16 protein-coding genes are annotated in these 12,175 nt (G+C 65.6%); 9 read left to right on the plus strand and 7 right to left on the minus strand.

Features of this window, described 5'->3' with window-relative positions:
• Positions 1-33: 33 nt before the first annotated feature.
• Complete coding sequence (locus tag QXH22_RS26950; RefSeq protein WP_306247948.1) at positions 34-1,317, plus strand: M1 family metallopeptidase; 1,284 nt, start codon at positions 34-36, stop codon at positions 1,315-1,317.
• Here QXH22_RS26950 and QXH22_RS26955 read toward each other — a convergent pair whose 3' ends face one another.
• Complete coding sequence (locus QXH22_RS26955) at positions 1,318-1,704, minus strand: DUF2237 family protein (RefSeq protein WP_306246894.1); 387 nt, start codon at positions 1,702-1,704, stop codon at positions 1,318-1,320.
• A gap of 104 nt (positions 1,705-1,808) precedes the next feature.
• Here QXH22_RS26955 and QXH22_RS26960 point away from each other — a divergent pair, with 104 nt between their 5' ends.
• Positions 1,809-2,207: a hypothetical protein gene (locus QXH22_RS26960; protein ID WP_306246892.1), complete on the plus strand. Its 399-nt coding sequence runs from the start codon at positions 1,809-1,811 to the stop codon at positions 2,205-2,207.
• Between the two features lie 40 nt (positions 2,208-2,247).
• Here QXH22_RS26960 and QXH22_RS26965 read toward each other — a convergent pair whose 3' ends face one another.
• From QXH22_RS26965 to QXH22_RS26985, 5 genes are read right to left on the minus strand one after another with little or no spacing between them, the layout of a single operon-like run.
• Positions 2,248-3,213 carry an LLM class flavin-dependent oxidoreductase gene (locus QXH22_RS26965; protein ID WP_306277618.1) on the minus strand — a complete coding sequence of 322 codons (966 nt, stop codon included), beginning with the start codon at positions 3,211-3,213 and terminating at the stop codon, positions 2,248-2,250.
• 5 nt (positions 3,214-3,218) lie between these two features.
• Entirely contained in the window at positions 3,219-3,686 is a 468-nt protein-coding gene (locus QXH22_RS26970; RefSeq protein ID WP_306277524.1) for a VOC family protein, read from the minus strand.
• A 9-nt stretch (positions 3,687-3,695) separates the two neighbouring features.
• Positions 3,696-4,445 carry an SDR family NAD(P)-dependent oxidoreductase gene (locus tag QXH22_RS26975; protein WP_306277525.1) on the minus strand — a complete coding sequence of 250 codons (750 nt, stop codon included), beginning with the start codon at positions 4,443-4,445 and terminating at the stop codon, positions 3,696-3,698.
• Positions 4,442-5,638, minus strand: a complete 1,197-nt coding sequence (locus tag QXH22_RS26980) for an MBL fold metallo-hydrolase (RefSeq protein WP_306277619.1) — start codon at positions 5,636-5,638, stop codon at positions 4,442-4,444. Before QXH22_RS26980 ends, QXH22_RS26975 begins: the two co-directional genes overlap by 4 nt.
• A gap of 55 nt (positions 5,639-5,693) precedes the next feature.
• Positions 5,694-6,968, minus strand: coding sequence for a sulfotransferase (locus QXH22_RS26985; RefSeq protein WP_306277526.1), 1,275 nt, complete (start codon positions 6,966-6,968; stop codon positions 5,694-5,696).
• 52 nt (positions 6,969-7,020) lie between these two features.
• On the opposite strand from QXH22_RS26985, the gene QXH22_RS26990 reads away from it, so the two are divergent.
• The 5 genes from QXH22_RS26990 (at position 7,021) to QXH22_RS27010 (ending at position 10,486) form a co-directional block, all read left to right on the plus strand.
• The gene (locus QXH22_RS26990) at positions 7,021-7,914 is read left to right on the plus strand and encodes a helix-turn-helix domain-containing protein (protein ID WP_306246884.1); all 894 of its coding nucleotides are present in this window, start codon (positions 7,021-7,023) and stop codon (positions 7,912-7,914) included.
• A 55-nt stretch (positions 7,915-7,969) separates the two neighbouring features.
• The gene (locus QXH22_RS26995) at positions 7,970-8,356 is read left to right on the plus strand and encodes a YbjQ family protein (protein ID WP_306246882.1); all 387 of its coding nucleotides are present in this window, start codon (positions 7,970-7,972) and stop codon (positions 8,354-8,356) included.
• A gap of 53 nt (positions 8,357-8,409) precedes the next feature.
• A complete protein-coding gene (locus QXH22_RS27000) occupies positions 8,410-8,769 on the plus strand; it encodes a hypothetical protein (protein ID WP_306246880.1) in 360 nt (119 codons plus the stop codon).
• Between the two features lie 9 nt (positions 8,770-8,778).
• Positions 8,779-9,243: a TM2 domain-containing protein gene (locus QXH22_RS27005; RefSeq protein ID WP_306246879.1), complete on the plus strand. Its 465-nt coding sequence runs from the start codon at positions 8,779-8,781 to the stop codon at positions 9,241-9,243.
• Positions 9,244-9,349: 106 nt separating this feature from the next.
• A complete protein-coding gene (locus QXH22_RS27010) occupies positions 9,350-10,486 on the plus strand; it encodes a cellulase family glycosylhydrolase (protein ID WP_306277527.1) in 1,137 nt (378 codons plus the stop codon).
• Here the strand turns inward: QXH22_RS27010 and QXH22_RS27015 are convergent, their stop codons facing one another.
• A complete protein-coding gene (locus tag QXH22_RS27015; RefSeq protein WP_306277528.1) occupies positions 10,487-11,143 on the minus strand; it encodes a PE-PPE domain-containing protein in 657 nt (218 codons plus the stop codon). It lies immediately after the preceding gene.
• Between QXH22_RS27015 and QXH22_RS27020 the strand changes: the two genes are divergently transcribed.
• Together QXH22_RS27020 and QXH22_RS27025 are read left to right on the plus strand one after the other, a co-directional pair.
• Positions 11,133-11,384, plus strand: coding sequence for a hypothetical protein (locus QXH22_RS27020; RefSeq protein ID WP_306277529.1), 252 nt, complete (start codon positions 11,133-11,135; stop codon positions 11,382-11,384). The two genes, QXH22_RS27015 and QXH22_RS27020, sit on opposite strands and share 11 nt — an antisense overlap.
• Positions 11,385-11,549: 165 nt before the next feature.
• On the plus strand, positions 11,550-12,074 hold the full coding sequence (locus QXH22_RS27025) for a hemerythrin domain-containing protein (RefSeq protein WP_306277530.1): 525 nt from the start codon (positions 11,550-11,552) through the stop codon (positions 12,072-12,074).
• Positions 12,075-12,175 lie beyond the last annotated feature (101 nt).

Raw genomic sequence — 12,175 nt, forward strand, 5'->3', positions numbered from 1 at the left:
TCCCCGGCGAAGAAGACCACGCAAAGCCAGGCGATGGACCCCTACCTGCCGCAGAACGGCAACTTCGGTTACACGGTGTCACGTTACGAACTCGACCTCGAGTACAAGGTCTCGATCAATCGGTTGTCCGGAACTGCCACCATCACCGCGGTGACCTCGGCCGAGTTGGGGGAATTCACCCTCGATCTGTCCAGCGCGCTGTCGGTGTCCCGGGTTTCGGTCAACGGCAAGCGCGCCGCCCGCTTCAGTTGCCGCAGCGGCAAGTTGCGCATCGCACTGGAGTCGAAGTTGCCGACCGGCGCCGCGATGTCGGTGGTGGTGCGTTACGGGGGCAACCCCAAGCCGCTCCGAACCCTTTGGGGCGACGTGGGATTCGAGGAGTTGACCGACGGCGCCCTGGTCGCCGGGCAGCCCAACGGAGCCGCGTCCTGGTTCCCCTGCAACGACCACCCCAGCGCCAAGGCCGCCTTCCGGATCCAGATCAGCACCGAGAGCGGATACCGCGCCATCGCCAACGGCAAGCTGGTGTCGTCGCGGGCGCGGGCGTCGCAGACCGTGTGGACCTATGAACAGCCGGAGCCGACGTCGACCTACCTCATCACCCTGCAGATCGGTGTGTACGAGTCGGTTCGGCTGGCCAGGACTCCGGTCGCGATCCGCGCGGCGTTGCCCGAACGCCTCAAGGACAACTTCGACCACGACTTCGCCCGTCAGCCCGACATGATGGCGGTGTTCATCGACTTGTTCGGGCCCTATCCGCTCGCCGACGGGTACACGGTCGTGGTGACCGACGATGCCCTGGAGATTCCGCTAGAGGCACAGGGCATTTCGATCTTCGGCGCCAATCACTGCACCGGCAACCGGGGCAGCGAGAGACTGATCGCCCACGAGCTGGCGCACCAGTGGTTCGGCAATTCGGTGACCGCGCGCCGGTGGCGCGACATCTGGCTGCATGAAGGGTTCGCGTCCTATGCGGAGTGGCTGTGGTCGGAGCGCAGCGGCGGGTCCAGCACCGTGGCCCTGGCCCGGTATCACCTCGGCCAGTTGCGGCAGAAGCCGCAGGATCTGCTGCTCGCCGATCCCGGGCCGCGGGACATGTTCGACGATCGGGTCTACAAGCGCGGCGCACTGACCCTGCACGCGCTGCGCGGACAGCTGGGCGACGACAAGTTCTTTGCGCTGCTCAAGGATTGGACGACCCGCTACCGGCACGGCACGGCGAGCACCGAGGACTTCACCGGGCTGGCGGCCAACTACAGCGACGAGTCACTGCGGCCGCTGTGGGATGCGTGGCTGTATTCGACCGAGGTCCCGTGATCACAGGTTAGCCAGGTCGTCGGGCACGTCCACCGCGTGCTCCTGCAGCACCTCGAGCGGTACCACGTCCAGCGTGCGCTCGTGGGTGGAGGCCAAAACCACCGGCGCGGCGCAGCCGTCGTTGTGGGCCCGTAGCCAGTTACGGGCCGTGACGCACCAACGGTCGCCGGGCAACAGCCCGGGAAATCGGTACTCCGGCACCGGCGTTGACAGGTCGTTACCGATCGATCGCTGGTGCTCGAGAAACTCGGCGGTCACGACGGCGCAGATGGTGTGCAGTCCGCGGTCTTCATCGCCGGTGGAACAGCACCCGTCCCGATAGAAGCCGGTGACCGGATCGGTGCCGCAGGGTTCCAATGGGCCACCCAGGACGTTGCGATCAGGCATGGCCTCAGTATCGCGCGTTGCGCCGTTAAACCCCAGCGCACATCGCGACACTGCGCGCGTCGACGAATTTCGGCGGCGCGAAGCGCTGCGGTAGGTTCAGCGGCGTGATACTTACGGGCGCTTTCCTGGCCGACGCGGCCGCCGTCGTCGACAACAAACTCAATGTGTCGGGTGGGGTGCTGTCTCGATTCGCGCTCGGCCCCGACCGCTCAGCCCGCTTCGTCCTGGTGGTGCTGACCCAGGCGGAGCCCGGCAACACCGATCGGACGCTGAAGATCGAGATGCGCCCGCCGACGGACGACGACCCGATCCGGTTGGAGTTCGAGGTGCCCGAAGCCTCGGTGGCCGAGTTCCCCGGGTTCGCGTTCTTCGAGCTCCAGCTGACCTTGCCCAGTGACGGCCGGTGGGTTCTGGTGGTAACCGGGGGCACCGGGGCCATTTCGCTTCCGGTGCTGGTCACCGAATTCACGCCGCCGCCGCAGGGTCCGGCGTTCGGGCTCTGACGTTCGGGCGCTCGCTTGTCCCGGGCGATTAGGCCAGACCTCAGGTCAACGCGGGCAGCACCCGGTCGGTGAGTAGCTGCACCGACTTCCACGCCTCCTCGACGGGCATTCCGCCCACCAGTGGGTGCAGCACGATCGGGCCGTAGTAGTCCACGGCCCGCACTTCGGCGATCAGCTGCTCCGGCGTGAGGAACCGGTAGCGCCCGGAAGCTTTGACCTCCTCGAGCGTCTGAACTCCGGGCAGGTGCATCAGCGATCGTTCGTCGGCCGACCACCCGCCATATGTCACTGCCTCCCAGAGGATGTGCCCGCCCAGTTCGGCCCAGGCCCGGTCCGGGTCCTCGTGCAGGTAGATCATTCCCCTGTTGACCGGACCCGGCATGATGACGAACGGTTTGACACCGGCTCGGGAGCACAGTTCGCGATAGTGGTCCGCCACGTCGGGCAGGTGATCGGCCAGGCTCAGCGGCAGCCCGAATCGGGCCGCGCGCCGCGCCGTGGCGAGCGAGCCTCCGCCCACGTACAACGGCGGGTGCGGCCTGGTCCAGGTTCCGGTGCAGACACCGTCTTCGGTGCCGGCCCACCGGGCCAGCATTTGTTCGACCAGGGCGTCCATCAGCTTGCCGCGCCGGGTGAAATCCACACCGAGTGCCTCGTATTCGACGGTGCGGTAGCCCAGGCCCACCGTGGTGTGCAGCCTGCCGCGACTCATGTTGTCGACGAGCGCGATGTCTTCGGCGAGGCGGACCGGATTCCAGAGCGGACCCAGCGCGCAGTCCACGCTGGCGATCATGGTCGTGGTCCGGGCCAGGAACAATGACGCGGCCATGATCGGGTTGCAGCTCCAGCCGTGCCCGGTCGCATGGTGTTCGTCGACGCTGACCGTGGTGATCCCGTGCGACTCACCCCACTGGGCCAGTTCCAGTGCGGCGTTCAGCAATTCGCTCTGTCTGCGCGGATTTCCCTGCGGCGAGGCGAAATTGAACCGCAGCACGGTCAGGATCATGCCGGTCACAGAGCCTGGGACTGCAGGAAGGCGGCGAAGTCCGGGAACAGCGCTCGGTCGACGATCTCGATGCGCGTGCCGCCGGCGTCGACGTAGTAGGCGAACATCGCGAGCGTCGAGCCCGGCACATCGGCGGTCATCTCGAAGGAGAACCCATTGCCCTCCAACGCTTTAGCGGTCTCGGTGAGGTTGTCGGAGAAATAACCGAGATGATGAACGGCGTTGCCGGGGGCCGCCACCCAGGGGGTACCGGGAACCTCCTGGATCAGTTCCAAGTACGGGGCCTGCAGCGAGTAGGTGAAGTTGGACGTCAGTTCGCGGGTGCCGGTCCCGGTGCGGAAGGGCAGCGTGTAGCGCATGGGCTTGATCCACCGGTAACCGGCCAGCGCGGTGAACCGCGTCATCGCGGCGTCGAGGTCGGGTACCACGATTGCGGTGTGGTAGAGGTCCTCAGGCCGAAGTGCGTGCGCCATATTCCGTCCTCAGATGCAGTCCGATGCGCCGTCCACGACGAACACCGCACCGGTGGTGTAACTGCTGTGTTCGGTGCACAAAAAGGCTACCGTGGGCGCGATCTCGGAGACCGCCCCGAAGCGTCGCAGGGGGACATGCGCCAATTCGGCCTCCACCAGTTCGGTGACCGAATGCATGGGTGCGGTCATCGGGGTGTCGACAGCGCCCGGCGCCACCGCGTTCACCCGGATACCCTGGGGCGCCCACTTCACCGCGAGGTTCCTTGTGACGCAGATGATTCCGGCCTTGGCGGCACCGTAGCCGGGCACCAATGGGACGGCGCGCAGTGCCGACATCGAGGCCAGGTTGACCACGCTGGCCCCACCCGTTGCCGTCGATGCTTTCAACGCGCGGCGCAGCCCGACCGTAAGCCGGTACGGTCCGGTCAGATTGAGCGCCACCGACGCTTCGAATCCGTCCGGCTTGGATTCGTCGAGTCCTCCCGGGAAGTTCGCTCCCGCGTTGTTCACCAAGACGTCGAGTGCGCTGAATCGCTGGGCCAGCGCGTCAACGGAGTCCGGGTCGGTGATCTGCAATTGGTGATAGGTCATGCCGGACAGGTCGGCGTCGTACTCGCCCGCGCTGCCCCTGGTTCCGGTGATGCTCACCCCGGCTCCGGCGTTCCGGAACAGGGTGGCGATCGCGTGACCGATGCCGCTGGTACCTCCGGTGATGAGCGCCGTGGTGCCGGTGAAGTCGAAGCTGACCCGTGCGGTCATGAGTTTCTCGCTATCTGTTTCTTGAGCCAGCTTGTTTCCCAGAAGTTTTCACTGGCCGCCAGTAGGTCTTCATGCGCCTGCCTGAGCACCTCGCGCGCACCGGGGTGATCGCGGGAGACCAGCTCGGCGAGGTGGACCGCGTGCAGCGGCCGCCCGGCGCACAGGTGACTCCGCGCGCGGTCGACCAGTGCGTCGGCACCGGCGAGTTCGACGATGTCGGCCGACACTTCGTCAAACCCGACCGGGTAGAGCTCGGTGGTCGAGCGGTGATGGAACCAACCGGAATAGTTCTCCCAGATAGCCCGCACGTCCCAGGCGACCTTGCCGTACCCCTGGCCCACTTCGGCGTCCGCGGGCAGCGTGATCTCGCGCATCAGCTGGCCCACGTCCTTTCCGGCGTTCATGCCGGCCACCGTTTCATCATGAATGTGCCTGATGGCGTCGCGCAGCCGCGTCAGCTCCGCGTCGATACGCTCCGCGCCGGCGATCGGGTCGAAGTGGCCGGTGACCAGTAACTCGGGCCGCAGCTCACGCACCCGTTCCACCGAGGAGATCGCCGTCAGTGCGTCGCGGTACCGGTCGCCGCGGATGGTGACCAGGTTGGGAATGTGTCCGAAGATGGGTCCGAAAGTGTTCCCGCACAGACAGATCCGTTCCTCCGGGAGCCACACCACCAGCGAGTCGGTGGTCTCGCCGCCGGGCACCGAGATCAGTTCCAGGCGGCGGCCGCCGACCTGAAGGGTGAGCGTGTCGTCGAAGTCGAGGTCGACGGTGGGAACACTCTGCCCGGGCAGCTTCCTGGTGCCCAGCCGCTGTTGAATGGCCCGGATGCCGGTGGCCAGTGTGTCCTGGAACGCGAACGCACTGCGGCTGGCGCGATAGGGGATGAGCCGTTCGTTGTCGTCGCGCCACAGCTTCCAGTTCGCCTGTGCGACAACGACGGTGTCAGGATCGCGGACGCTATCCAGGCCGCCGACGTGGTCGACGTGCCCCTGGGTGAAGATGATGTAGCGCACCGGCGAGGCGTCGACAGCATCGAAATTGGCCCGGTGTACCGGGCCCTCGAAGCCCATCCCGGTGTTGACGATGACCCGGCCCTCGTCGGTGGTGAGCAGGTAGGCGTTCGACAGGCCCGGCGAGCACCAGATTCCGGGGGCGATCGGCTCGGCGCGGTCGGCGGATGCCGGACGCATGGCATCGGCGCCCGGGCGGCTGCGGTACACCGGTTCGGTTGTCACAGGATCTCCTTCATTCGGCGCGGACGTCGAACCTGTCGAAGTAGAAGTCGAATCGCTGACGCAGTTCGTCGGGGGAGATGCCGAAGTGTCGCTGCAGGTCGTATTGGATCCGGCCGTGCTTGCCGCGCGGGTTGCCGTCCAGGTACTTCTGGAAGTGTCGCTGCACCTTGTCGGTCAGTTCCGCGCCGGCACGCCGGTAGAGCTCGGTCAGCAACGGCATTTCGTTGCCGTTGAGCTGATGGAAGCTGATGTCGATGCTGCGTTCGGCCGCAACCAGCTCGCGGTCGCGCACGCACGCACTGAGTAAGCGGTGCACGCGGTCGCTCCAGTAGTCCAACAGCCAGGCGGGGTCGATGCTGGTCCGGCGCAGCCGGTCGGAGTAGGCCATCATGGTGATCGCCGATTGGATCACCGCGACGGGATCGCGGTGGGTGAAAGCCACCGTGGCGTCAGGAAAGGTCGCCATCAGCGGGCCGAGTTGCTCGCAATGCTGCGGGCTCTTGAGCACCCAGGTCCGCGGACCACGCAGAAACGTCAGTGCCTGCAGCACTTTTCGCAGGTACCGGTAATGCCGGTGCTGGTCCAGAGTCAGGTAGTAGTCACGCCAATGGGGCACTCGCGCATGCCATTCCAGGACGTAGGCGGCCAGGTCCAGATCCAGGATCTCGACCTCCTCCTCGATGGCCTCCGGGAAACGGTCGTGCATGGCCGCCACGACGGGCGCGCTGACCATCAGCGCGTCGTGTTCCTGCTTGCACCGGGTGTATCGCGGATCGACGCCGAAGATGTCGGGCCCCTCGCCGACGGCCGGGATCGGCTCCTGGCTCTCCCAGTACGGCAGCGCGCGCCGGCGGGGGTCGGCGGCGATGAGGTTCACCAGGTGGGTGGTGCCCGAGCGTGGCATTCCGACGACGATGATCGGTTTCTCGATCGGGATCGACTCGATCTCGGGGTAGCGCTTGATGAGGTCGGTCAGCGACAACCGGTTGCGCAGCAGCCGCACCACTCGTTGCCGCAGCGTGGAGCGGGAGAGTTGACGCAACCCGTCGTCTCCCTCGATGGCCGCGACGTGCACTCGCAGCCGGTCGGTGATGCCGTCGGTGTCGTCGAGGTCGTCCGCCCCGGCCTGGCCGCGGGCCTCGGCGAGCATCGTGTCGATGTCGAACTCGACGTGGCGGCTCTCGGTGAATTCCAGGATCTGGCGCTGGACGTCGGTCAGGCGGGGCGACGTCAGGTCGTCGAAGTCGATGACATCAGCGTTCGTCGATCCAGCGCCGGCCTCCACCGATCACCTCCCGCCCTTGCGTTGTCGAATATTCGATATAGCATTCGAAAATATGACAATCACGGTAGATGCAGACACGTCGCGCCGTCAACCCGCGTCTCCCCCGACAGAACGCGTGGTCGCCATCATGGAACTGGTGGGATCCCAGCCCGGGCGCAGTTTCTCCCTGGCCGAGATCTCCCGCGAACTGGGGATCAGCCGCGCCACCGGACATGCGATCGTCACTACCTTGGCCAGCCACGACTGGTTGGTGCGCGACGCTGCCGGCGCCTACTCGCGCGGCCCGGGCATCGCGTCGCTGACCGAGGCCGCCGACGAGCGCATCTACCACGGGATTCTGCATAAGCTCGCCGAATCTAGTTGCACGCAAACGTTTTTGGCTCGGCGCGAGCAGAACAGCCTGGTCGTGATAGACAGCGCGGGCGAATCACCGTCGGGCATGCGGATCGATCGGCAACTGCGCATGCCCTTGGTCGCACCGTTCGGCCGCGACTACGTCGCCTGGGGCTCCGCCGGTGCGCAGCGCGCGTGGCTGCAAGGCGTGGGCAAGCCCTCGACGGCGTTGTCACGCCGAATGTCCACGGTGCTCAACGAGATCCGGGAACGCGGTTATGTCATCGAACGACTCAGCCGCGAGTACGTCCGCGTCTATACGGCGCTCCGGGCGCTGGGCGCTGACAGTGAACCCGACGCCATCACCGCGCGACTTGCGCGGGCATTCGCCGACCTGACGGTCATCGATGTGCTGTCCTCCGAATTGACCGGCAACGCGACGCACAATATCGCCACCATCTCGGCCCCGGTCTTCGACGCCGACGGTCTCGTCGCCATGTCGGTCACTGTCGCACCATTCGCCGAACTCACCGGCGCCGAAGTCCGTCGCCTCGGCGAGCTGGTCCGCGCTGCGGCCGAAAACATCGGGCAACACTTCACACAGACGCGGTGAGCGGTACCCTGCAGCGGGAATCGCGTCGCCCCGTTCAACAAGAAAGGCAGCTCCGGTGCTCGTCGTCACTACCAATGACATCCCCGGTTGGGAAATCCAGCGCGTCTGCGGCGAAGTCTTCGGTCTCACCGTGCGGTCCCGAAATGCCTTCGCGCAGTTCGGTGCCGGCTTCAAGTCGATGTTCGGCGGCGAGCTGCAGGGCATGACCAAGAACCTGGCCGAGAGCCGCAATGAAGCGATGTCCCGGCTGATCAACGAAGCGCGCGCCAAGGGCGGCAACGTCATCGTCGCGATGCGCTTTGACACGACGGAGCTCGGTGACGTGTGGACCGAGATCTGTGCCTACGGGACGGCGGTACAGGCCGTGCCGGTCACCGATGGCGCCCGCTACACCGCCTCACAGCTGGGGTACGGCGGCGGCGCCCCGCAGCCTCAGCAGTAGCCGGCCCGGACGTCGGCGGTGCTTATCTCGGGCGGGAGCGGTAGTTTCACCCAGTGATAGTCGGGGCCTTTCTGGCCGAAGCTGCTTCGGCGACGGACAACAAACTCAACGTTTCGGGCGGTGTGCTGCTGCGATTCGCCGTCGAGGCCGATCGGCTGGCCCAATTCCTGCTCGTGGTGCTGACGCAGGCGGAGACCGACAGCCCGGAGCGGCGCGTCGACGTCGAGATCCGCCCACCGACCGATGACGAGCCGCTGAACATCGAATTCGAACTACCCGAGGCAGCCACCATCGCCGAGCTCGGGTTCGCGATCTTTCCGATTGAAGTCACTCTGCCGGTCGACGGCCGCTGGGTTCTGGTGGTGACCGGCGGAGCGGGCATGATCTCGCTTCCGCTGATCGTCAGTGGTTAGGTAGAGCCGATGGGAACACCGAATTACCCCGGCAACCCCGAGCAGCAGCCGCCCTGGGGACAGCAGCCCTACGGCTACCAGCCACCCCAGCCGCCATACCAGCCTGGCCAGCCACCGCCGCCCCCGCAGTATCCGTCCGTCCCCCAATATCCCGGCTATGGGGGCTACGGCGTCGATCCGCAGGCGCCGTTCGGGCGGGATCCGGCCACCGGGATGCCGCTGTCGGACAAGTCCGCCACCACCGCCGGACTGCTTCAGCTGTTCTTCGGTGCGTTCGGGGTCGGCCGCTTCTATCTGGAGTCCACCCAGATCGCGGTCATTCAGTTGTGCCTCGGCTTGGCCGGCCTTGTCCTCACCGTCCTCTGCGGCATCGGCATCTTCATCTTGGCCGGCGTCGGAATCTGGGGCTTCGTCGACGCGATCATGATCTTCACCGGCAGCGTCACCGACAGCTACGGCCGCAAACTGCGCTAGCTCGCTGATGTCGAAAGTGACGGCGGGATAACAATTTCCACCCTCAAATTGTCGCGGCCCGGTATGCCGCGGGACGTGTGCTGCGTTCCGAACTTACCGTCGCTGGGTGCAACGCCGAACCGCTCTGAAGCTGCCACTGGCGTTAGCGGCCGCCACGGCACTGACCCGGACGCCGCGGGCGTCCGCCGAGGCGGGCCGCTGGCCGGCCGACCGTGCGCACAACTGGTATCAGGCGCAGGGGTGGCTGGTCGGCGTCAACTACGTCACCTCGACCGCGATCAACCAGCTCGAGATGTTTCAGGCCGGCACCTACGATCCCCGGCGCATCGACAACGAACTGGGAGCGGCGCGGTTTCACGGGTTCAACACGGTGCGGGTCTTCCTGCATGACCAGCTTTGGGCGCAGGACCGGGCGGGCTTCCAGGGTCGGCTGGCCCAGTTCGTCGGCATCGCGGCGCGGCACGGCATCAAGCCGCTGTTCGTGCTGTTCGACTCCTGCTGGGATCCGTTTCCGCGGGTGGGTCGGCAGCGCGCGCCCACACCGGGCGTGCACAACTCCGGGTGGGTGCAGGGGCCGGGCGCCGAGCACATCGACGACCCGCGCTACGCGGCTGTCATGCAGGATTACGTCACCGGTGTGTTGAGCCAGTTCCGCAACGACAACCGGGTACTGGGTTGGGACCTGTGGAACGAACCGGACAATCCCGCGCGCGAGTACCGCAAGGTGGAGCGCAAGGACAAGCTGGACCGGGTCGCGGCCCTGCTCCCCCAGGTGTTTCGCTGGGCGCGCGCGGTCGATCCGGTGCAGCCGCTGACAAGTGGGGTCTGGCAGGGCAATTGGGGCGATCCCGGTGCGCGCAGCGCCATCGCCGGCATTCAGCTCGACAACGCCGACGTGATCACATTCCACAGTTACGCCCCGCCGGGGGAATTCGAGGGCCGCATCAACGAACTCGAGCCGCTGGGGCGCCCGATCATCTGCACCGAGTACCTGGCTCGCTCACTGGGCAGCACGGTCGAAGGCGTGCTGCCGATTGCCAAGCGGCACAACGTCGGTGCGCTCAACTGGGGACTGGTCGCCGGCAAGACCCAGACCTATTTTCCGTGGAGTTCGTGGGACCATCCGGCGACGGCGGTACCCAAACAGTGGTTCGCCGACCTCCTGCAGCCCGACGGGCGGCCGTTCGCCGACAGCGAGGTACAGACGATCCGCAAGCTGATCACCGGGCGGGAACGCGAGTGATCAGCCCGGCAGATCGAGCGTCCCCATCGGCCGGTTGTAGGCGGATTCAACCATCGGGCGCCACTGCAGTTCGTGGATTCGCTTGTTCTCGGCCGATTCCAACCGCCAGGTGACCATCGGCAGGTAGTACGTGGCCGGTGCGCCCAGAATGTAGGTGGCGTTGCCCTCGACGTATGACTTGTTCCCCGGGTCGGTCAGGCTGAGCTTGCTGTAGTCCAGATGCGGGCCCCGCAGTTCACCGGTACCGCCGACGAAGTTGGAGGCCACTCTGTTGAAACGCGCCACCGAATTCGCCAGGTCACCCGGGCAGTCCGCCCAGAAATCGTATTGCCGGATCAAGACTTTCACCGTGTAACGGGTGTCGGCCGGGAATCCCCTGCCGCCATACGCCGCGTTGCATCCGCTGTTGGAGATGAAAGTGCAACCGCCGTATTTGTTCTCCGGGTCACCGGTGAGAATGAACGTGACGCTTGCGGGATCGATATCACTACCGGGGCCGTACCGGCGCAACCAATCGTCCTCCACCTGAGCGCCTTCGCTGTGACCGAGGACGATCTTGCGGCCCGCCGTGGAATGCAGGAGCTGATTGAGGATATCGGCGCCCTGATGGACGAAGTAAGCATTGGGCAGATTCGTATAAGGGACTTTGACTTTCACATTGGGTGCGGCGAAAAGCTCGCCACGCAACCAGTTCGACGGTAACGGGAAAAAGGCGGGGTTGATCGTCAATACTGTCGCAGCGACGGATTCGTCTGCAGCCCTGGCTTTTACCGGCGTCATTGCGGCGGCAACGACTATTGCCGCCAACGCGATAGACGTTATCAAGCGTCTCACCGGCGCCACCCCATGCGGGCATATATATCATCGCGGGCGTCAAAATCTTTGGGGCGACTGGTGAATCGTGACGGGAATGACGCCGGGCCGCGATCTCGCGCGAGTATCGATGCTGCGCATTTCGGTGTGATCAGGGGTCGCGGTTTAGGCGGCCCGGCGCGCGTGAATCCCCTTGTCGCAATTCCGAGCGAGAGGGGTCCCCACCGTGTGCAGAAGGCGGCGCTGAACCATGGCCGACATCATCGACCTCATCTACGCCGATCACGACTGGATTCGGCGTCAGTTCTTCCGGCTCGACAACGCGAGAAGCGACGACGACCTTGCCGCAATCTGGGCCATTCTCGGTGCCCGCCTCGACGTTCATGCCGAGGCAGAGGAAGCGGTGTTCTACCCGGCGCTGCTCAAACACGGTGGCCATGACCATCCCAGCAATCCCGAAGGCGACCCGGAGGACGAGACCGAGGACGCCATTACCGATCACAACGCGATTCGTGATGCCGTCCGTCGGTCACGCCGGCTCGAGCCGGGCAGCTCCGAGTGGTTCGAGGCCGTTCACGAGGCCCGCGAGCAGAACGGTAAACACCTCGACGAGGAAGAGCGGGAGGCAATGCCGGACTTCATTAAGAGCGCGTCGCTCGAACTCAGGAACGAGCTGGCTCTGCAATGGATGCGGTTCTACGCCGAACGCGAAGCCATCACCGGCATCGACAACCGCGACAAGGACGCGACCGAATACATCGATAAGCATTCGTGAGAAACCCCGGCCGGTGGCGGGGTTCCGCACAGCTGAATTACGGATGGTCTCCGATTCGGCAATTGGTGAGATTGGCGTCGCAGCGAAGGCCGACCGGGGGC

The sequence above is a fragment of the Mycobacterium sp. TY814 genome, from assembly GCF_030755175.1.
Classification (GTDB): Bacteria; Actinomycetota; Actinomycetes; order Mycobacteriales; family Mycobacteriaceae; genus Mycobacterium.